Below are 19,943 nucleotides of genomic sequence, written 5' to 3' on the forward strand. Positions count from 1 at the left end.
TTAACATTTTTTGTATTGGCTAACGCATGGGGCTAAACAATGACAACAATCGCGCTACTCGATTATGGCATGGGCAATTTGCACTCAGTCGCCAAAGCCTTGACACGGGTTGGGGCGGATGTTGAAATTACCCGAGATGCTGCAGTGATTGCACGTAGTGACAAAATCGTGTTTCCCGGTGTGGGCGCGATGAAGGACTGTATGGCAGAGATGCACGCCACAGGGGTCAGCGATGCGGTGCGTCAAGCGGTGTTTAATAAGCCTGTGATGGCAATTTGTGTGGGTATGCAGGCGTTGTTTGAGCATTCGGCAGAAAATGGCGGTGTGGCAGGGCTTGGCATTTTGGCAGGCGATGTGCGCCAGTTTGTGCCCACCCAAGGCATCAAGGTGCCGCACATGGGCTGGAATACCACCTATGGCATGGATAGCAGCCACCCAATTTGGCGCGGTATCGCCCCTAATACGCATTTTTATTATGTGCATAGCTATTATTGCGTGCCACAAGATGATGCACTGGTTGCCGCGCGTTGTCAGTATGGGCATGAGTTTTGCGCCAGTATTCTCAAAGACAATTTGTTTGCCACCCAATTTCATCCCGAAAAAAGCCACACAGCAGGCTTGCAACTGCTGCAAAATTTTGTCGAATGGCAAATTTGATCTTTATTGAGCCTAGTCAAGCACCATCATGATGCGCCAACCCAATGCTTTATCTCGTCGTGGGCAATACGGCTTTCGCGGTTATAGCCACACTTGGCAGACCACATTGCTGGTGATGCTGATGGTGACCCTCAGTGTCAGTTTGTCATTGTGGTTTTTTTGGCGCAGTCTGTATTTGCCCGAATTGCGCAACCATGCGGCGAATATCGCCAATCAGCTACAGCTACTTGATAAAGCTGAGCGCGACTGGGGCGATCAACCCGCCGTGCGTCAGTGGCTGCTTGACAATGCCTACATCGACATTATCACTGACGCGCGTGAGTTTCCCGATATCACCAACAAACGTTTGGTCGGATTTTTTACCGAAACCATGGCGCAGCAGGTGCAAGACTCTTTGGGGCGACCTGCCGTGGTGTATTTTAAATTCAAGCCCATACCTATGCTGTATGTGCAAGACAGTGCGCATCCTGAATTTTGGCTGCAAGAACCCGTGCGTTTTTATGCCCAATACAGCCCACTGACGATTGGCATTTTTGTGCTGGGTATTCCGCTACTGACGCTATTGACGATTTTGTTTTTGGTGCGCCAGCTTAACCGACCGCTCAAACGCCTACAAAGAGTTGCCACCGATTACATTCAGCTTGGGCAAGCACGTGACTTGCCCACGCAGCATGGCTCAAGCGAAATTCGGCAAGTCAATGTCGCGTTTAATCGGCTGTTTCATACCCTGCGCCAAACCCAAAACGAGCGCAACCTCATGCTAGCAGGGATTTCGCATGACTTACGCACGCCATTGACGCGGATGCGCTTGACCGCTGAGCTGCTGCCTGATGAATTTTTGAAGGAAGGCTTGGTGTATGATATCGAGGACATGGATGCGATTTTAGAGCAGTTTATTTCATTTATGAAAGATGGCTCTGATGAGGCGGTGCGCCCGACCGATATTCATGCCATTGTCAAAGAAATTGCCGTACAGTTTGCGCCTTTGCCGTTTGTCATTGAGATTGGCGAGGATTTGCCTGAATTGCTGCTGCGTCCGCTGTCCATCAAGCGGTTGATTGTCAATTTGGTCAATAATGCCAATCGCTATGGCAAGCCGCCAATTCACGTTGCCGCCAAGATGATCACTGCCGACAATTTATTGGATATTGTGCCATCTGATAAGCTTGCCGAATTGGGCGCAAGCACACGCTATTTGTTGATTGCAGTCAGTGACGAGGGCGATGGCGTGGCAGAAGACCAGTTAGAGCGCATCATGCAGCCGTTTGAGCGCGGCGAAACTGCGCGTACCACCCAAGGTAGTGGCTTGGGGCTGGCGATTGTCAGCCGCATTGCGCATTTACACAACGGCGTGGTAATTGCGCGCAACCAAACCGATACCACATTGCCCAATCGCGGTTTGCTGGTGCGCGTGGTGATTGCCATTGTTGAGCCAAGCGCATCCTAGCCAGACATATCGTGCGTATGGCTTAGCTAGTTATTTTTTACCAATCAGCGGCGGCAACTCATCACTAACATTGGTCACGCTAACAGGGTTGGTTAAAGCCGTCGGCGGTGTGACAGCTGCATTTAGATTGGGCTTACGCAAAAAACTGTAATAGCCAAACAGGGCAATATTTGCCAACAATAACGCAATAAACACATAGCGCATCGTTATTTTCCCAAGTTGTTATTGTCTAAAATCTTTACGAACCGCGCTGCTGGACGTATTTTTCTTCCGCGCCTTTTTGGGTTAATTCATCGGCAACGATACTGCCCGATAGCGGCTTGATTGGCCATGTCATAATAAAACGCGCACCGCCAAGTGTTGGACTTTCATCCACCGACATTTTACCATTAAACCAAAACGCAATGCGCGATACAATCGACAAGCCTAAACCATAACCGCCCGATGCGCGTGTGCGGCTGTCATCGAGACGAGCAAACGGTATGAATACCTTTTCACGGTCTTTTTCGGGAATACCTTGCCCATCATCTTCGACACTGATAAAGGCTTCGGTTTTATTCACGCCTGCACTGACAATAATTTTGCTTTCTGCATAGCGCGTGGCATTGCCTGCCAAGTTTTGTAGCACGCGATGCAAATAGCGACGATCTGCCACCGCCACTGCTTTTTTGTCAATATCGCCCATAACCACCTCAACAGGCTTGCCCAAGGCGTTGGTTTCGCGCACAATTTGCGCAACCAAATCAGCAAGCTGTATCGACTCCCAATCCATCTTGGGTGAGCCTTCCTCAAGTTTGGCATAGGTCAAAATCTCATCAATCAAGCCATTCAACGCTTCAATGTCTTGGTCGATATAATCACGCTGCATCATACGCGATTCTTCATCGTCCGTGTCCGCCAGCATATCAACAGCAAACCGAATCCGCGCCACAGGCGTGCGCAGCTCATGCGATACCGCGCGCGTCAGCTCACGTTGGGACTCGATCAAACGCCGAATATGCTGGGTCATACTGTTAAACGTCGATGCCAAATGTGCGACTTCGTCCTCGCCAAGCACCTTGACTTGGGTATCAAGTTTCCCCTCGCGTACCTTAGTGATACCTGCTTGAATCAGTTGTAACTTGCGCTCAAGCGGAAAAATCAGCGCGTACACCCCAAGGCTAATCAAAAACATACTGACCAAAATGATACTGATAATCAAATTGAGCGGAAACCAATTAAACAGCGCGATCGGCCCCATATCCACCACCACATTCGGCAGCTCGGTCGGTGCCAGTACGCGCAACGCCGAATGCTCCACACTGGTGTTATCGCGGAACATGATCACAATATCTTTGCGATATAGGCGCGCTTTTTGCTCAGCGTCCAACGTCAGTGCATCAAGTGAAGTCAATGTCAAACGAAATGGAAAAAACTTTTGCAACGCTGCCAACCGCTGCTGTTTTTCTGCCAACGTCGGATAAAACGACAAATCATCAAGCAGCAGCACTGCCACGCCCTTAATCTGTTGTTCTGCCAGCTTATCGACCTGCACATGAATGATCGCAGAATTGTCCTGTTTGCCTGTCGCTGAGTCGCTGACTTGGTAATACAATTGCGCGACATTCTGCTGACGATCAAAACGTACCACCGCTTGCTGTTTTTGCAGACGGCGGCTCTCGGTTGCCGTAAAATCGATTTGGTTGGCAGGCTGTATTGCAATTGGCGTATCAAGCAAGGCACTGGCATCCGCCAGCCATTGTACCTTGCCGTTGGCAGTCGGCTGATGTGCCAAGCCTGCATCAACCAAATACATCGCCGCTGTCGCCATATTTTCACGATAATTTTGTACACGCTCACCGTTAATCACATTGATCAGCAACTGAGCAAATAGCACCACCAGCAAACACACCAGCAGCAAACCTGCGTAAATGCGCAAAAAAATCGACTGATTGAGCGAAGAGAGTAACGACATAACGTAAAAACGCGCCCTATTGGCAGATGTTATAACAACATTGTAAAAACTTGGCAAAGCAGCCGATAGGCTACTGATTAAATTGTGTTATTATCACCCAAAATTTAGCGATTACCAACACAAATTTGTCAGCTTAGCTTGACATAAAATAAAAATACCCGCAAATTGCGGGTACTTTAAACAACAAGTCTAAAAATAGTCAGTCTAAAAACGTTAAAACTGGGCAATCCGATTAATTTTCTTTAACGAACAAATAGCCTTTGCTGCGTACGGTTTTGATGCGTTTTGGGTTTTCAGGATCATCGCCGATCTTTGGACGAATACGCGAAATACGCACATCAATCGAACGATCTTGCCCATCGTATTCAATACCGCGCAAACGCTCAAAAATATCCTCACGTGACAAGATGCGCCCTGCATTAGATGCCAAAAGCCACAACAGGTCATATTCTGCACTGGTAAAATCAACCAGTTCATCATTGAGTGTGACCGAACGACCACCGTTATCGATGATCAAATCACCAAATTCTAGGCGTTGGGGCACCTCATCGCTTGGCGTGGTTTCAGAACGGCGCAGCAATGCGCGAATCCGTGCCAACAACACGCGTGGCTGCACGGGTTTTGCGACATAATCGTCCGCGCCCATCTCAAGCCCAAGCACCTGATCCATATCATCGGTGCGTGCGGTTAGCATCAAAATCGGGTTATGAAATTGTGAGCGTACCTCACGGCATACAGTCAAGCCATCACTACCTGGTAGCATGACATCAAGCACCACCATATCTGGCTGCTCGCTGACAATACGACGGATGGCACGGTTACCATCGGTTTCAATCGCCACATCCAAGCCATTTTTGCGCAAATAGTCTTGCGTCAAAGTCGCCAAACGCTCATCATCTTCAACAATCAGTACGCGTGGTATAGATTCTTCTTCTACCATATCAAATCTCCCAAAATTCCTACAAAGTATATTACCTATTTGGCTAGGTAAGCTTGTAAAGATACAAAGTTTTCCGTTGTTATAAATACGCTTTAACGTGTAAACTACAATCGGCTAATCGTAAGGTATTGGTGTTTAATGTAACCAAAAAGTTGAGCTTTGACTAGTAGCAAAACGTAACCAAATCATGCCACGCTTACACGGCGTTTGCTAAGTGGCGGACTGTACAAATCTTGGTGGAGGCTAGGGCATATAACCGTTCCGAAAAACCTACCTAAATCAACCAAATGGCAAAATTAGCGTTTTCTTTCTACTTCACCGTTGTTAGCTTGCTGCCATTGGGCTAAAGTCTTACATCAACTCCATAGACTGACACGGTGGAACTCACCGCCAATTAACTGCCTAGACAGTTAAAACTTTTGTTGCATTGTTTAAAATATTGATACTGGCGTTTATGTCACGGTCATGTTGGGTATGACAGCTAGGGCATTGCCAGTTGCGAATAGCTAAGGTTAAATCCGCTTTAGCCATAACAAAACCGCAATTTGAGCAGGTTTTGCTTGACGGATAAAATCTATCCACTTCTTTAACGACTTTGCCCCATTGGTTTGCCTTGTAAATCAGTTGGCGTTTAAACTCGTAAAAACCTAAATCGCTAATGGCTCGGCTTAATTTACGGTTTTGCACCATGCCTTTGACATTCAGATTTTCAATGCAAATCACATCATAGCCTTTAACAAGCTGTGTGGTGAGTTTGTGACTAAAGTCTTGGCGTATGTTGCTGATTTTGGCGTGTAATCGTGATAGCTTGGTTTTCGCTTTGGCACGATTGTTACTACCTTTTTGTTTACGGCTCAGTTGTTTGTTTAGTCGTCTTAGTTTGGTAAGCTGTGTTTTAAGGGGTTTTGGGGCTTGCACCTTGATACCATTGGATAATACAAGTAAATCTTTAACGCCTAAATCAATACCAACAGATTTACCAGTTTTCGGTTTTAGTGTAATAGCTTGGCTTAATTCAACGGCTATTGATACAAACCACTCACCACCTTTTTTAAAGATTTTCGCTGATAGTATCTTGCCGTCAAACCTAAGATTTTCCGACATTTTGACCCAACCAAGATTAGGGATTTTAATGCGTTTTCCATCAATACGAAATTGGTCGTTGGATAGGCTAAATCTATCGTTTACGCCTTTTTTGCGAAATTGTGGGTATTTAGCTTCCCCTTTAAAAAAGCGTTTGAATGCGTCCCCGAGTTGCATGATGGCAAGCTGTGGGCTACATTTGGTAACTTCTAACATAAAGGGAAATTGGGTGCGTTTGGTGGCGTTAAGCTGTTTACGCAAGCTGCCTTGTGATGGTTTGTTTAGTTTGGTGATGTCAATTTCAATGCCTTTTGCTAAACAATCATCACGGTAAGCCTTGTCTGCTTGATATTGGGTTTGCCATTCTGCCAACGCCCAGTTATAGGCAAGGCGAGCGACACCGCAAGCTTTAGCAAAGTAGGTGGCTTGTTTGTCTGTTGGGTTAAGTCGAATAATGTGTCCACGAATGACGGTCATTCTAAAACCTCTTTGACGGCTTCGAGTAGTTGTTTGTTTTTCTTACTGCGTGAGCCGTAAAGCCGTGCTGAAAATACGGTGATAATTTCGAGTACGTCTTGGGTGAGTTCCTCTTCAAAGGATAGGTTTTCGCGTTGATTGATAATGATGATTTCTACGTTTCTTACTTCACATAGGGCAAAAACAAGTTTGGTCGTGGCTTGATACACGAGCATAAGCTATGGTTTTGCGGTCTTTATCGCCTATGCCGTGTAGTAAGTTAGGGTTGATTTTGCTGATGTCGTAACGTCTATGCCCTTTTGGGGTGCGTTCTGCGACAAGTACGCCTGTTTCGTCCCATCTGCGCAAGGTTGAGATAGACACGCCTAACTGCTGTGAAGCTTGATTGATACTTATTAATCTATTCATAATAGGTATTATTGCATAGATTTAGGTAGATTCCAAGAAATAGTTAGTAACCCATAACGCAAATACTACCCTCAATATAGCGCAAAAAAACGGCAGCCTATATCGACCACCGTTTTTTAAATGCTTAATTGTAAAACCGCAGCTATAAACAACTAAGCACGATTGCGAATTTTTTGCAGCGTTTGTAGCTGAGCGAGCGATTCTGCTAACGCCATCAAAGCAGCTGTGGTATCCACGTTGGCTTTTTGGTTTTGCAGCAATTCTTGTGCTTGCCGACGTGCTTCTTTGATCTTGGCTTCATCCAAATCTTTGGCGCGAATCGCAGTATCTGCCAAGACAGTGACGATATTTGGCTGCACCTCTAAAATACCACCTGAAACATAAACTGTCTCAATCTCGCCGTTTGGCTCAGTGATCTGCAGCGTACCAGGTTTTAGCAAGGTAATAAATGGTATATGCCCTGGCAAGATACCGATTTCACCTTCAATACCTGCTGCAACTAGCATATTGATGTCACCTGAGTAAATCGTTTCTTTCGCACTCACGACATTACATTGCAAGGTTGCCATCTTTTCTCCTTATTGAATGACGTTGGTCATCTGAGCCGATGACAACGCCTTCGATTTTTCTGACAACCGTTTAGCCGCGTAATTTTTCAGCAGCTGCAACAACTTCATCAATACCACCTTTCATATAAAAGGCTTGCTCAGGGAAGTCGTCATAGTCACCATTTAAAATCGCTTTGAAGCTTTGGATGGTTTCACGAATCGGTACGTACTTACCAGGTGCACCTGTAAAGACTTCTGCCACATGGAAAGGCTGTGACAAGAAGCGTTGGATTTTACGCGCACGGTACACGACCAACTTGTCTTCTTCAGACAACTCATCCATACCCAAAATCGCGATGATATCTTTGAGCTCTTTAAAGCGTTGCAATACCATTTGCACGCCACGTGCCACACTATAGTGTTCTTCACCAATCACTTGTGGGTCAAGCTGACGAGAGGTTGAATCTAGCGGATCAACCGCAGGGTAAATACCTTGTGAGGCAATATCACGGCTCAAAACGACGGTTGCATCCAAGTGGGCAAACGTTGTTGCAGGTGATGGGTCAGTCAAGTCATCGGCAGGTACATACACCGCTTGTACTGAGGTGATTGAGCCTGATTGGGTTGAAGTAATACGCTCTTGTAGCACCCCCATCTCTTCTGCCAAGGTTGGCTGGTAGCCTACCGCCGATGGCATACGACCCAGTAGTGCCGATACCTCAGTACCTGCCAAGGTATAACGATAAATGTTGTCAATGAACAACAACACGTCACGACCTTTGCCGTTTTCATCTTTTTCATCACGGAAATATTCTGCCATGGTCAAACCCGTTAGGGCAACGCGCAGACGGTTTCCAGGTGGCTCATTCATCTGACCATATACCATGGCAACTTTGTCCAAGACGTTTGAGTCTTTCATTTCATGGTAAAAGTCATTCCCTTCACGCGTGCGCTCACCAACCCCAGCAAACACAGACAAACCTGAGTGGGCTTTAGCGATGTTGTTGATCAGCTCCATCATATTAACGGTCTTACCAACACCTGCACCACCAAACAAACCAACTTTACCACCTTTAGCGAATGGGCACAGCAAGTCAATAACCTTGATACCTGTTTCTAGCAGTTCGGTGCTGTTGGCTTGCTCGTCATAGCTCGGTGCTTCACGGTGGATTGACCACAACGCATCGTGCTCAACAGGGCCAGCCTCATCAATCGGGCGACCCAGTACGTCCATAATACGACCCAACGTACCTTTACCAACAGGCACAGAAATAGGTGCACCTGTGTTGGTCACACTCATGTTGCGCTTTAGACCCTCGGTAGAACCCATGGCAATCGTACGTACAACGCCATCACCAAGCTGCTGCTGTACTTCAAGCGTGGTTTCCGAGTTATCGACTTTGAGCGCGTCATACACTTTTGGTACGTCATGACGGTCAAACTCTACGTCAATCACCGCACCGATAATCTGTATAATACGACCTTGACTCATTGGTCTCTCCCAGTATTTTTAAATTCAGTCTATTTAAGTGTTGAATCAGCCGACAAAACTTAGCGATTAAGATACCGCTGCTGCACCACCAACGATCTCAGAAATCTCGCGAGTAATGGCTGCTTGACGAAGCTTGTTGTACACCAACTGCAAGTCTTTAATCAGATTACCTGCGTTATCCGTCGCAGCCTTCATCGCAACCATACGCGCCGATTGTTCTGAGGCAATATTTTCTACCACACCTTGGTGAACAATTGCCTCAATATAACGCTGCATTAAGATATCTAGCAACTCTTGTGGGCTAGGCTCATAGATATAGTCCCAGCTATAGCTGCGGCTTTGTAAGTCATCGTCTTGAAAGGCAGTATCAGCAATTGGTACCAGTTGCTGCACAAGCGGACGTTGGGTCATGGCATTGATAAATTGGTTATAAACCAAATAAATCTCATCAATTTCGCCTTGGTTATAATCCTCTAGCATAGTCTGCACAGGTGCGCTAAGGTCTTCAAAGCTTGGGTTATCACCATAGCCTGTTAGTGCAGCACTGACTGTACCACCAAAGGTTTTGAAAAAGCTCACGCCTTTTTGACCCAAAACAACAAAGCGCGTTTCAACCGATTGGCTGTTTTGTTGTTTGACGTGCTCCATGAGTTTTTTAAACAAGTTAATGTTCAAACCGCCTGCCAGACCACGATCAGAAGTCACCACAACGTAGCCAACACGGCGTACAGCACGTGGTACCAAATATGGATGCTTATACTCTGGCGATGCTTTAACCAAGTGAGCAACCACACGGCGCATATTGTCGCTATATGGGCGACCTAACTGCATGCGCTCTTGTGCGCGGCGCATCTTACTTGCCGCTACCATCTGCATGGCACGCGTGATTTTTTGCGTGCTTTTGATACTGGCAACTTTTGCCCGAATTTCTTTTAAACTTGCCATAGGTTGTCCATATCGCCCAATTACTGGTGTTTCGCCACATTCAAATTACTACGATATTTCAGGTGGCTTATAAGGCTGCAGCCAGTGATTACCAGCTGCAGCCCAATGGATTAAGTAAATCAATTAATATGCATGGTTTTGCTTGTATGATTCAATCGCTTGTCTAAATTGATTGGCAATATCATCATTGTAGTTGGCCGTTTGATCGATTTCATCCATAAACGTGCCATAGTTATCACGTAGGTAACGCAATAAACCTGCTTCAAACGTACCAATTTTTTCTACAGGCACATCGGCAAGATAACCTTCGTTTGAGGCAAAGATGACTGCTGCTTGCTCTGCGATTGACATCGGCGCATACTGTCCCTGTTTCATTAACTCAGTGACACGCTGACCATGGTCAAGTTGCTTGCGAGTGGCATCATCCAAATCTGACGCAAATTGCGCAAACGCCGCCAATTCACGATATTGTGCCAATGCCGTACGGATACCGCCTGACAGCTTTTTGATGATTTTGGTTTGTGCAGCACCACCCACCCGAGATACCGAAATACCTGCGTTGACTGCAGGACGGATGCCTGAGTTAAATAAGCTTGATTCCAAGAAAATCTGCCCGTCGGTGATCGAAATCACGTTGGTCGGCACGAATGCTGATACGTCACCTGCCTGCGTTTCGATGATTGGCAAAGCGGTCAATGAACCGGTTTTACCTTTAACTTCACCATGGGTAAAGCGTTCTACATAATCAGCGTTTACGCGTGATGCGCGTTCAAGCAGGCGTGAGTGTAAATAAAATACGTCCCCTGGGTAGGCCTCACGTCCTGGTGGACGGCGCAATAGCAATGAAATTTGACGATACGCAACCGCTTGTTTTGACAAATCATCATAAACAATCAAGGCATCTTGACCGCGATCACGAAAGTATTCGCCCATAGTACAACCAGAGTATGGCGCAATATATTGCAGGGCTGCAGGTTCTGATGCTGAAGCGACTACCACCGTGGTATATTCCATCGCACCTGTTTGCTCAAGCTTACGCACCACGTTGGCAATAGTTGAGCGTTTTTGCCCAATCGCAACGTAGATACACTTAATGCCTGATGATTTTTGCGCGATGATGGCATCGATTGCCAAGGCAGTTTTACCAGTTTGGCGGTCACCAATGATCAGCTCACGCTGTCCACGTCCGATTGGAATCATGGTGTCAACGGCTTTATAGCCTGTCATAACAGGCTCATCAACCGATTGACGATCAATAACGCCTGGGGCGATTTTTTCGACTTTGTCGGTAAGCTTAGCATTGATAGGACCTTTGCCATCAATCGGGTTACCCAAAGCATCAACCACGCGACCCAACAATTCAGGGCCAACAGGTACCTCTAAAATACGACCTGTGCAATAGGCTTTTTGACCTTCTTGTAAATCAAGGTATTCACCTAGCACAACCGCGCCGACTGAGTCTTGTTCAAGGTTTAGTGCCATGCCATAGACACCGCCTTCAAACTCAATCATCTCACCATACATGGCATCTTCAAGTCCATGAATCTGTACGATACCATCAGACACCTTGACAATGGTGCCTTCATTTTTGGCGGTCGCACCTGCGTTTAGGTCTTGAATACGCTGCTTAATCAGATTACTGATTTCCGCTGGATTCAATTGTTGCATTGCACTGTTTCCTTAAATTGTACTTATAAACGCACCAATATCGTTAGGTAGTCGGTCGTTAGCGCATGTTTGCTCAATCAACTAAATTGGTTGCTGATTGCAAAGCCTACACTTAAGCGGTTAGCTGAAGTTTTAATTGTTGCAGTTTACCGCGTACCGAATCATCGACGACTTTATCACCAATTTTGATGATCGCACCACCAATCAGCGCTGGATCTACTGATACATGCAGCACCACCTGTCCAGCATTACGGCGCAAGCGCGATTCGATCAGCGCTTGTTGCTCAGCTGTCAAAGGATAGGCTGAAGTTACATACGCATGAATTTCCTCAGCATCATCGGCCTTGAGCTCATCAAAAAGCTCGGCGATATTTGGTAGTAGGCTTAAGCGTTCATGTTCGGCAAGCTGTTGCAAAAAATTACCAAATGCTGGTGAAAGTGCTGTATCGCTAGAAGCAGGCACTGGAGCAGATTGAGCGTTTATTGCTTCGTTTGAGGCATCACCGCTTAGCGCTGCATCTAATGTTTGAAACACATTGTCATTGCGCTGCGCGATTTGCTGATACAAATCACCCAATAGCTTAACCTTTGCTGCTACATCTGTGGTTGGATCGTGAATCACCTCAGCCATCGCCGCATCTGATACGATGGCACGCAGCACCGCTAAGTAGCTTTGCCAATCTGCCACCACGTGTTGCTCTTTGGCATAGTCAAACGCCGCTTTGGCATAGGGTCTGGCTAACGTAGATGCATCTGCCATGATATCCTCACTACTAACTTGCCCATTCGCACAACCGCCAAAAACGGTTTAGAATAACTTGCTAGCACAAGTTTGGGCAATACGAAACGTTAAAGGTGAAACATTGTTATTGTTTAAGTGCCAGTTATCAAGTTTATTCTTTAAACCATAAACCAGCACTTAAGGTTTTAACCCGACTCAAGATGCCTTGATGGGTGGATACGGCTACTTTAAGTTTGCTAATTTAATTGCTTAAATTATAGTTGAGCTGCCAATTCATCTAGCATTTTAGCATGCGCCGCAGGATCAACCTGTTGCTGCAAAATCTTTTGCGCGCCCAACACGGCAAGCTCTGCTACTTGCTTACGCAAGTCTTCACGCGCTTTGTTGATTTCTTGATCAACCGCATCATGGGCTTGTTGGCGAATACGCTCACCTTCAGCGGCTGCTTGAACGCGCGCGTCCTCAAGCATTTGGTTGGCACTACGATTGGCTTGGTCGATTAGCTGTGCAGCTTTAGCTTTAGCCGCGGCAATTTCTTGCTCAGCGGTCTGACCTGCTGAGGCAAGATCTGCCTTAGCTCGCTCAGCGGCACTCAAGCCTTCTTCGATTTTGCGCTGACGCTCGGCGATGGCGTTTGCCAAAGGCGGCCACACGAACTTCATGCAAAACATGACGAACAAAGCAAACGCAATCGCTTGTCCTAATAAGGTTGCATTGATATTCACGTCACCCTTCCTCCACAAAAACGAAGTTAATTAGTTGGTATCGGTAAGCATTGCTATGGCATCTGCCTACCGATGCCTTTGATACATTAACTTCTTAGCGGATTGGGTTAGCAAACAATAGCAACATCGCAATACCCACACCGATCATCGGCACGGCGTCCAAAAGACCTGCCACGATGAACATACGGGTTTGTAGCTGTGAACCAAGCTCAGGCTGACGCGCTACGCTCTCCAAAAACTTACCGCCCAAAATCGCAAATCCAATACCTGTGCTCAATGCACCCAAACCGATCAACAAAGCGACGGCAAGAACGGTCATACTAGCTACTTCTGGATTCATGGAAAGATCCTCAATTACAATGACGATGAAAATTAATGTTCAGTTTGTGATGCAAGGCTAAGATAAACAATGGTTAGCATCATGAACACGAACGCTTGCAAGGTAATAACTAAGATATGGAAAATCGCCCAAGGTACTGATAACGCCCATTGAATCCAAAACGGCATCAGCGCAATCAACACAAAAATCAATTCCCCAGCATACATGTTACCAAACAGTCGCAAGCCCAACGAAATTGGCTTAGCCAATAAGGTAACAAACTCTAGGATAAAATTCACAGGGATCAGCAAAGCTTTGGCAACCGGATTGCTTGCACTAAATGGGTGTAAAGTCAAATCCCCAATAAAGCCGCCAACACCTTTTTCTTTGATGGCAAAATAAATGATCAATGCCAACACCGAAAATGACATACCCAAAGTCACGTTTGGATCAGTACTTGGCACAATTTTCATATAGACGTGGTGTGGGTCGTGTCCCATGGCAGCGCCAATTTTTTGCGCTAGCACAGGGATGAAATCGATGGGAATCAAGTCCATCAAGTTCATCAAAAAAATCCACACAAAAATCGTCAATGCCAAAGGTGCAACCAATTTTGATTTGCCGTGGTACGCATCGCGCACGTTACTATCGACAAACTCAACGATCATCTCAATAAAGGCTTGTAATTTACCTGGTACACCAGCAGTAGCACGTTTGGCAACTGTATAAAATAGCCCACAGAACAACACGCCAAGCCCGATCGACCACAACATAGAATCCAAGTGGATCGCATTAAAGCCCATCTCAGCGGCTTGCTGCTGGGTGTGCGCCACCATCCAACCTTCTGTCGGGTGATGCCCAAACGTCCAGTTAGTTAAATGGTGCTGGATATATTCGTTGCTGGTGAGCTCGTGCGCGTGTTCGCTTGCTGCCATAGTGTAAACTTCTTATACCAAAACCAATGCGACTAAATCTTGCGGGCAACCGCCCTAACCCCAACAGGGTAAAACTTGCAAAAGGCAAAAACGCTTATGCGTACGCCAACCGTCGCCCACGCGACACCAAAATCGGGTGTAATGGTTGGGGATAGCTTGACCTAAGACTTGCTGTACGCAATTAGGCAATATTGATCAAGCGTTATCGCATAAAACCGATGGAACCAAAGTATGCCCATCAAAATTGGGTGATTTACGGTATCTGCTGCCCCAGTTTTGGCTGCGTGTAGCTATTGTGGGCAAATTTGTATAAACCGTATATCTAAAATTCGCCCTATATTAGCTAACTGTTAGCTTTTTGTAAAGCCTTAAATTACCGATATTTGTGTTTTTTTCGCCTTAAGCTGACCTTATGAGTCATCATGCGTTTTTGTGGCAACCTACAGGCAAAAACTGATCTTGCTCCACAGGTCGGCATCTAAATAGGTCGGTAAAAAGTTTGATGAGGCCTGCGTTTGTAGCCGCGTTGCTATATTGTTCTGCGATGACTTAGGCGTAAATAATTGATTTGTAAAGCAATAAACCCAACAAATACCCACAGCGCCGCTAATGGACGCAGTTGGCTAAACACCACAGCAAACCCAAGCAGGGTGACGAACCATTTGACCATTTGCGCCAAATAAAGCCGATGGACAATTTGCTTGCGAAAGCGCGCGCCTGTGTGTCGCCACGCAATTTTGGCAAAAATCCACTGCCCAAGCCACGCCACGCCGCCGCCTGCCAATAGGTTTTTGGCATAGCGCCATGTTTGGTTAGAACTAGACGGACTTGTCGGTTCTGCTACCAGTGACCCAGTAAGCGCCATATCTGCCAATGCACCCAGTACAATCAGCGCCAATAACAGCCACAACTGCGCGCGCAAGACGGCAGCAACGTTGATGATTGGGGCGAGTTTGGCAGGTTGGGTCATAGGTAGCATAGTGCCTTTGGGGCAGCACAATGGTTTTTTGTAAAATGATGAATTTGGGCAGATTTTGGGCTATGATAGCCAATTTAGTCAAGCTTTTTTGCACAATGATGTAACTATGTGCCTGTAACTATGTACCTGTAACGAGGTGTCTAGTTCGCTGCATAGTTGGTGCAAGTTATGCGTACAGCAATATCTGTATTTGTCACTTAAGTTTTGGTAGTTTGTTGTTTGGATTGAGTTTGTCTTTGAATCTATATTTGAAATTGATATTTGGTTTATACCACCGATGCCTACCCCACACTCACCTGTTTTGATGACGCATGATAAAAACCCGCATGATGACGCGTGCACGCCAACCGCCTGCGCTGAACGCTGCACCGCGCCTCTGTCTGACACCCAAATTGATGCCCGCGTGGTGCAAGCGCGAACGGTCTGTCAGCAGGCAGGTGTACGCTTTACACCGCTGCGTGAGCAGGTGTATCGGCTGATTTTGCAGACGCGCGCGCCAATTGGGGCGTATGAGCTGCTGGCGCAGTTGCAAGCAGTTACCGATAAACCCGTGGCACCGCCAACGATTTATCGCAGTTTGGATTTTTTGTTGGCGCATGGTTTGATTCATCAGCTCAGCTCAACCAAAGCGTTTTTTGCTTGCTGCCAGCCCGATGGGGAGCACACGGCGGCATTTTTGATTTGTCAGCAATGCGGCACGGTGCAAGAATTTAGCGAAGCCTCAACGGATGTGCCGATCGACACGTTGTTGCGCAAAGTGGCAGCACAAGCGGATTTTTCTATTAAAACGCGTGTGATTGAGTTGTCAGGCTTGTGCGCTCATTGCCAACGCTGAAACTGGTGGTCAAATATGCCAAATTTTAACCTTGCCCAAATTTATGCCGATACCATACTGCCTCAACACGCGGCAGATTATCTTAGCCTTGTCCAAATCAGCGACTTGCATTTATTGACAGACCCGACCGCAGCATTTTCGGGTGTGTATCCTAGCAAACACTTGGCGGCGGTGCTGGCAGCACTTGGGCAAACGGAATATGACGCGCTGTTGGCAACGGGGGATTTGTGGCAAGAGCCCAGCACGGCAAATTTTGACGCGCTGTTCGCCCAGTTTGATACACTTGGGCGACCATGGGCGGCAATTGCAGGCAATCATGATGTGACGTTGGAGCTTGACACGCATTTGGCATTTGAGCAGTGGCGGCGTGTGCCGATTGGTGCAGATACGCGGCTGCTGTCACGGCGATTGGTGCAAAGCGCATATTGGGATTTGTTGTTTATCGATACATCAGTGGCAGGTCAGACGGCAGGTGCTGTGGATGATGCTACGCTGGCATGGCTTGCCGATATACTGCCACAAAGCACGCGCCCGTGTGTGATTTTTGCCCATCATCCGATGTTAGCAGTGGGCACGCCGTGGATTGACCGCCAAGGTGTGCAAAATGCCGAGCAATTTTGGCAAGTTGTCGCGCCATTTGCCCAGCGTATTCGTGCCGTGTTTGTCGGCCATGTGCACCAAGCACAGCAGGTTTCAGCGCATGGCATTGCTATGTATAGCTGCCCTGCAACCAGTGTACAGTTTACGCCGTTTGCCGCTGACTATGCCGTGCAAATCACCGCACCACAGTACCGCTGGATTAAATTATTAAACACCGGTACATTGGCAACGGGCACCAAAAAAGTAGTGGTCGGCTAGCTACGTCAGTTAGTCAGATTGGCACGGTAGTTGTCATCAAGCTGTCACTTATCGACTTTAGGCTATAGCGCGGCATTTTTTGTCAGTTTTTGCTTGGGGTGAGGCTACCGCCCTGTGACAATGGGTAGCTGTCGCGTTGGATAGCTATTTGGCAGTCAGATAATTATTTTGTGCAAATTTGATACAGCTGGCGCCGCTCAATTTGCGCGTTGATTGAAAATTATTTTTATCGCCCCCATGTTGAGGCGAATTTTTTAAATCATCACTGGTTCTTGCTTTGTAAAAAGTACTAAGTGGTGTTTACAAGGAATTGGCGCGACATGTGTTGCGCATAGATGAAGGAATTTGGCATGACGACGCCGAACACAGAATACAACGTAACTTTTGAACCGTATCAAGCCCAAGACGGCGAAGAATACATGAACGATGCGCAGCTGGCGCATTTTCGTAAGATTTTGTTGGCATGGAAAAACAGCCTAATGGTAGAGGCTGAATCGACCAAAAACTATATCCAAGACGAATCGACCGCTATGCCCGATATCAACGACCGCGCAACTCAAGAAGAAGAGTTTGCCTTGGCGTTGCGCACGCGCGACCGTGAGCGCAAGCTGATTCGTAAAATTGACAAATCATTGACAGAGATCAATAGCGGCGATTATGGTTTTTGCCAAACTTGTGGGGTAGAAATCGGTTTGCGCCGATTAGAAGCGCGTCCGACGGCAACGCAATGCATCGACTGCAAAACCTTGTCTGAAATCAAGGAAAAACAAGCTTGGGGACATGCCTAAGCCTACATTGACCAGCCCTGCTAGACCCAAAGCGCGAACGCCCGTGATTGGGCGTTTTGCGCCATCGCCGACAGGTGCGCTGCATTTGGGCTCATTGCTGACCGCCGTTGCCAGTTATTGTGCAGCAAAACAAGTGGGCGGACAATGGCTGGTGCGCATCGAGGATTTGGACACTGACCGCTGCCACAACGAATACAGCGCGCAAATTTTGCGTGATTTGACGCGTCTGGGGCTGCATTGGGATGGTGAGGTGCGTTACCAATCGGCACATACCCAGACGTATCATGCGTTGCTAGATGGCAAGCTACGCAGTATAAGTTACGGCTGCGATTGTAGCCGCAAATCGATCCGAGAGTTTCAGCACGCGCACCATCTGCCCGAAACGCGTTATCCGCGTTGCTGCCTACATGCAAAGCGTTCACGCCAACACGCCGTACGACTAATTTTGCCCAATTACACCATGGTGTTTTATGACCATTTACAAGGCGTGATCGTTGGTAATCCGCAGCGTGAGCATGGCGACATCGTGGTGCGTCGCCGCGCCCCTCATGCCAAGTGTTTGGGTATGATGAATTACATGCTGGCGGTGGTGGTCGATGACGCGCTGCAAGGTGTCAATCAAATCGTACGCGGACTGGATATTTTGCCCTTGACGCTGGCGCAACTGGCGATTGCCGACTACCTTGATCTGCCATTGGTGCGTGATTACTACCATTTGCCCTTGGTGGTCAATGCCGATGGGCAAAAACTGTCTAAACAAACATTGGCAGAACCGATCAGCCATTATCCTGCCGATCAATTATTGATTTTGGCGTTAAAACTGCTCCAACAAGCACCCGTTGCGCGTGATAAACCCGAACATATGCTGGCGCAGGCGGTTGCACAATGGGATAGCCGCCCGTTGGCGGGCAAACAGGCGCTTACTTGCCCACCGTTAGCGGATTTAATATAAACTTTATTTCATCTTTAGTTTAAAATATCAATAATATCGACACTGCGACCGCTCAATATTCGGGCTGTCTTTAATAATACGCAGCAATATACCCACAATGATCAGATTGATCACCATTGATGACCCACCATAGCTAAAAAACGGCATGGTCAAGCCTTTAGTAGGCAATAACCCCATCGTCATGCCCGCATTGACAAACATCTGTCCAAAAAACAACACGCCAACGCCAAACGCAAAATAACTAAGCCGACTTTGCCGCCGTTTGAGTGCTTGGTAACTTACCGTCATCACCAGCACGATCAGCAAAATCTCAAGGCTTAGCAAAAATGCCACGCCAACAAAGCCCAATTCCTCACCTGTAATCGCCAACAAAAAGTCAGTATGTGCCTCGGGTAGGTGCGACAGTTTTTGTACGCTATTGCCATAACCCACGCCAAACCATTCACCGCGCGCAAATGCCACAATACTGCGCCCCAGCTGATAATCTGAATCCGCCAAATCATCAAACGGATCTATAAACGACATGGCACGCTTGAGCCGATAACCCTCGCTGACAATACCTACCACCGCCGCAACAAACATCGCCCCCATGACGATAAAAAACTGACGGATCGGCAAGCCGCCGACAAATGTCATCGCCGCCGTACAGCCTGCGATAATTACCACCGAACCAAAATCAGGCTGCAATATAATAAACAACGCCAAAAACGCCGCAATCAGCGTCAAACGCACAAACCCACGCCATTCGTTGCGCAGCTCATCAGAACGGCGCACCAAGTAATCTGCGGTAAACATAATCATGGCAAGCTTGGCAAGCTCGGCAGGCTGAAAATTCACCCCACCCAACTCAATCCATCGCCGACTACCGTTAATCACCGAACCAAACGCCAACGTATACAAAATCGCCAATAAGCATAGCCCCAGTATTGACATGATAAAACCAAGGCGAAACATCTGGCGCAGCGGAATATAATACGCCCCAACCCCAAGTACCAGCCCAATGCCCATATACATCAGCTGATGATAAAAAAAGTAAAAATCGCCCAAGTGCTTATTGTGGGCAAAAGGAATCGATGCCGATGCCACCATCAACAAACTCATCACCATGATGGTCGCCACCGTCGTGGTCAAAAGCCCGCCCAACGATGGCAGCCACCGTCGTGCCACTCGGTTACGCACGGCATCCATGCC

Annotated in this window: 20 protein-coding genes and 1 pseudogene; 6 read left to right on the forward strand and 15 right to left on the reverse strand. The window is 47.2% G+C overall.

Features of this window, described 5'->3' with window-relative positions:
- Nucleotides 1-39 precede the first annotated feature (39 nt).
- Both hisH and MA2_RS04780 read left to right on the forward strand, forming a co-directional pair.
- Nucleotides 40-657, forward strand: coding sequence for an imidazole glycerol phosphate synthase subunit HisH (gene hisH, locus MA2_RS04775; RefSeq protein ID WP_067057295.1), 618 nt, complete (start codon nucleotides 40-42; stop codon nucleotides 655-657).
- A 28-nt stretch (nucleotides 658-685) separates the two neighbouring features.
- Complete coding sequence (locus tag MA2_RS04780) at nucleotides 686-2,104, forward strand: ATP-binding protein (protein ID WP_245945351.1); 1,419 nt, start codon at nucleotides 686-688, stop codon at nucleotides 2,102-2,104.
- 30 nt (nucleotides 2,105-2,134) lie between these two features.
- Here MA2_RS04780 and MA2_RS11200 read toward each other — a convergent pair whose 3' ends face one another.
- The 14 genes and pseudogenes from MA2_RS11200 to MA2_RS04845 all read right to left on the reverse strand — a co-directional run bounded on the left by MA2_RS11200 (nucleotide 2,135) and on the right by MA2_RS04845 (nucleotide 15,310).
- Nucleotides 2,135-2,308, reverse strand: coding sequence for a hypothetical protein (locus tag MA2_RS11200; protein ID WP_169795161.1), 174 nt, complete (start codon nucleotides 2,306-2,308; stop codon nucleotides 2,135-2,137).
- A gap of 34 nt (nucleotides 2,309-2,342) precedes the next feature.
- Entirely contained in the window at nucleotides 2,343-4,058 is a 1,716-nt protein-coding gene (locus MA2_RS04785) for an ATP-binding protein (protein WP_067057298.1), read from the reverse strand.
- A gap of 232 nt (nucleotides 4,059-4,290) precedes the next feature.
- Nucleotides 4,291-4,998 (reverse strand): response regulator, encoded by a 708-nt coding sequence (locus tag MA2_RS04790; RefSeq protein WP_067057302.1) that lies wholly within the window; start codon nucleotides 4,996-4,998, stop codon nucleotides 4,291-4,293.
- Nucleotides 4,999-5,400: 402 nt separating this feature from the next.
- Nucleotides 5,401-6,558, reverse strand: coding sequence for an RNA-guided endonuclease InsQ/TnpB family protein (locus tag MA2_RS04795; RefSeq protein ID WP_067057305.1), 1,158 nt, complete (start codon nucleotides 6,556-6,558; stop codon nucleotides 5,401-5,403).
- Nucleotides 6,555-6,966, reverse strand: a pseudogene (locus MA2_RS04800) (IS607 family transposase). Before MA2_RS04800 ends, MA2_RS04795 begins: the two are co-directional and overlap by 4 nt.
- A 152-nt stretch (nucleotides 6,967-7,118) precedes the next feature.
- Entirely contained in the window at nucleotides 7,119-7,535 is a 417-nt protein-coding gene (locus tag MA2_RS04805; RefSeq protein ID WP_067057307.1) for a F0F1 ATP synthase subunit epsilon, read from the reverse strand.
- Nucleotides 7,536-7,605: 70 nt separating this feature from the next.
- Nucleotides 7,606-9,006 carry a F0F1 ATP synthase subunit beta gene (atpD, locus tag MA2_RS04810; protein WP_067057310.1) on the reverse strand — a complete coding sequence of 467 codons (1,401 nt, stop codon included), beginning with the start codon at nucleotides 9,004-9,006 and terminating at the stop codon, nucleotides 7,606-7,608.
- Nucleotides 9,007-9,072: 66 nt separating this feature from the next.
- Complete coding sequence (gene atpG, locus MA2_RS04815; RefSeq protein ID WP_067057313.1) at nucleotides 9,073-9,951, reverse strand: F0F1 ATP synthase subunit gamma; 879 nt, start codon at nucleotides 9,949-9,951, stop codon at nucleotides 9,073-9,075.
- Nucleotides 9,952-10,074: 123 nt separating this feature from the next.
- Nucleotides 10,075-11,619 (reverse strand): F0F1 ATP synthase subunit alpha, encoded by a 1,545-nt coding sequence (gene atpA / locus MA2_RS04820; RefSeq protein WP_067057316.1) that lies wholly within the window; start codon nucleotides 11,617-11,619, stop codon nucleotides 10,075-10,077.
- A gap of 112 nt (nucleotides 11,620-11,731) precedes the next feature.
- The gene (locus MA2_RS04825) at nucleotides 11,732-12,379 is read right to left on the reverse strand and encodes a F0F1 ATP synthase subunit delta (protein ID WP_067057318.1); all 648 of its coding nucleotides are present in this window, start codon (nucleotides 12,377-12,379) and stop codon (nucleotides 11,732-11,734) included.
- Nucleotides 12,380-12,615: 236 nt separating this feature from the next.
- Complete coding sequence (locus MA2_RS04830; protein WP_067057321.1) at nucleotides 12,616-13,086, reverse strand: F0F1 ATP synthase subunit B; 471 nt, start codon at nucleotides 13,084-13,086, stop codon at nucleotides 12,616-12,618.
- 94 nt (nucleotides 13,087-13,180) lie between these two features.
- The gene (gene atpE / locus MA2_RS04835; RefSeq protein ID WP_067057324.1) at nucleotides 13,181-13,426 is read right to left on the reverse strand and encodes a F0F1 ATP synthase subunit C; all 246 of its coding nucleotides are present in this window, start codon (nucleotides 13,424-13,426) and stop codon (nucleotides 13,181-13,183) included.
- 32 nt (nucleotides 13,427-13,458) lie between these two features.
- Nucleotides 13,459-14,340, reverse strand: coding sequence for a F0F1 ATP synthase subunit A (gene atpB, locus MA2_RS04840; protein WP_067057327.1), 882 nt, complete (start codon nucleotides 14,338-14,340; stop codon nucleotides 13,459-13,461).
- Between the two features lie 529 nt (nucleotides 14,341-14,869).
- Entirely contained in the window at nucleotides 14,870-15,310 is a 441-nt protein-coding gene (locus MA2_RS04845; RefSeq protein ID WP_079351965.1) for an ATP synthase subunit I, read from the reverse strand.
- Between the two features lie 286 nt (nucleotides 15,311-15,596).
- Here MA2_RS04845 and MA2_RS04850 point away from each other — a divergent pair, with 286 nt between their 5' ends.
- The 4 genes from MA2_RS04850 to gluQRS all read left to right on the forward strand — a co-directional run bounded on the left by MA2_RS04850 (nucleotide 15,597) and on the right by gluQRS (nucleotide 18,752).
- Nucleotides 15,597-16,154 carry a transcriptional repressor gene (locus MA2_RS04850; protein WP_079351949.1) on the forward strand — a complete coding sequence of 186 codons (558 nt, stop codon included), beginning with the start codon at nucleotides 15,597-15,599 and terminating at the stop codon, nucleotides 16,152-16,154.
- A 15-nt stretch (nucleotides 16,155-16,169) separates the two neighbouring features.
- The gene (locus MA2_RS04855) at nucleotides 16,170-17,012 is read left to right on the forward strand and encodes a metallophosphoesterase (RefSeq protein ID WP_067057334.1); all 843 of its coding nucleotides are present in this window, start codon (nucleotides 16,170-16,172) and stop codon (nucleotides 17,010-17,012) included.
- A 350-nt stretch (nucleotides 17,013-17,362) separates the two neighbouring features.
- Nucleotides 17,363-17,800, forward strand: coding sequence for an RNA polymerase-binding protein DksA (gene dksA / locus MA2_RS04860; RefSeq protein WP_067057340.1), 438 nt, complete (start codon nucleotides 17,363-17,365; stop codon nucleotides 17,798-17,800).
- Nucleotides 17,793-18,752: a tRNA glutamyl-Q(34) synthetase GluQRS gene (gluQRS, locus tag MA2_RS04865; RefSeq protein ID WP_067057343.1), complete on the forward strand. Its 960-nt coding sequence runs from the start codon at nucleotides 17,793-17,795 to the stop codon at nucleotides 18,750-18,752. Before dksA ends, gluQRS begins: the two co-directional genes overlap by 8 nt.
- Nucleotides 18,753-18,779: 27 nt before the next feature.
- On the opposite strand, the gene ftsW is transcribed toward gluQRS, so the two are convergent.
- Nucleotides 18,780-19,940: a putative lipid II flippase FtsW gene (gene ftsW / locus MA2_RS04870; protein ID WP_172459208.1), complete on the reverse strand. Its 1,161-nt coding sequence runs from the start codon at nucleotides 19,938-19,940 to the stop codon at nucleotides 18,780-18,782.
- Between the last annotated feature and the right edge of the window lie 3 nt (nucleotides 19,941-19,943).

It is taken from the genome of Moraxella atlantae NBRC 14588 (genome assembly GCF_001591265.1).
Lineage (GTDB): Bacteria > Pseudomonadota > Gammaproteobacteria > Pseudomonadales > Moraxellaceae > Faucicola > Faucicola atlantae.

Bases quoted from the DNA above. Each gene is read 5' to 3' on its own strand.
- MA2_RS04790 (WP_067057302.1), bottom strand. From the start codon at position 4,998: ATGGTAGAAGAAGAATCTATACCACGCGTACTGATTGTTGAAGATGAT.
- atpD (WP_067057310.1), bottom strand. From the start codon at position 9,006: ATGAGTCAAGGTCGTATTATACAGATTATCGGTGCGGTGATTGACGTA.
- MA2_RS04850 (WP_079351949.1), top strand. From the start codon at position 15,597: ATGCCTACCCCACACTCACCTGTTTTGATGACGCATGATAAAAACCCG.
- atpB (WP_067057327.1), bottom strand. From the start codon at position 14,340: ATGGCAGCAAGCGAACACGCGCACGAGCTCACCAGCAACGAATATATC.
- MA2_RS04845 (WP_079351965.1), bottom strand. From the start codon at position 15,310: ATGACCCAACCTGCCAAACTCGCCCCAATCATCAACGTTGCTGCCGTC.
- MA2_RS11200 (WP_169795161.1), bottom strand. From the start codon at position 2,308: ATGCGCTATGTGTTTATTGCGTTATTGTTGGCAAATATTGCCCTGTTT.
- MA2_RS04780 (WP_245945351.1), top strand. From the start codon at position 686: ATGATGCGCCAACCCAATGCTTTATCTCGTCGTGGGCAATACGGCTTT.
- MA2_RS04855 (WP_067057334.1), top strand. From the start codon at position 16,170: ATGCCAAATTTTAACCTTGCCCAAATTTATGCCGATACCATACTGCCT.
- MA2_RS04805 (WP_067057307.1), bottom strand. From the start codon at position 7,535: ATGGCAACCTTGCAATGTAATGTCGTGAGTGCGAAAGAAACGATTTAC.
- MA2_RS04825 (WP_067057318.1), bottom strand. From the start codon at position 12,379: ATGGCAGATGCATCTACGTTAGCCAGACCCTATGCCAAAGCGGCGTTT.
- MA2_RS04795 (WP_067057305.1), bottom strand. From the start codon at position 6,558: ATGACCGTCATTCGTGGACACATTATTCGACTTAACCCAACAGACAAA.
- atpG (WP_067057313.1), bottom strand. From the start codon at position 9,951: ATGGCAAGTTTAAAAGAAATTCGGGCAAAAGTTGCCAGTATCAAAAGC.
- ftsW (WP_172459208.1), bottom strand. From the start codon at position 19,940: ATGGATGCCGTGCGTAACCGAGTGGCACGACGGTGGCTGCCATCGTTG.
- atpA (WP_067057316.1), bottom strand. From the start codon at position 11,619: ATGCAACAATTGAATCCAGCGGAAATCAGTAATCTGATTAAGCAGCGT.
- hisH (WP_067057295.1), top strand. From the start codon at position 40: ATGACAACAATCGCGCTACTCGATTATGGCATGGGCAATTTGCACTCA.
- dksA (WP_067057340.1), top strand. From the start codon at position 17,363: ATGACGACGCCGAACACAGAATACAACGTAACTTTTGAACCGTATCAA.
- MA2_RS04785 (WP_067057298.1), bottom strand. From the start codon at position 4,058: ATGTCGTTACTCTCTTCGCTCAATCAGTCGATTTTTTTGCGCATTTAC.
- atpE (WP_067057324.1), bottom strand. From the start codon at position 13,426: ATGAATCCAGAAGTAGCTAGTATGACCGTTCTTGCCGTCGCTTTGTTG.
- gluQRS (WP_067057343.1), top strand. From the start codon at position 17,793: ATGCCTAAGCCTACATTGACCAGCCCTGCTAGACCCAAAGCGCGAACG.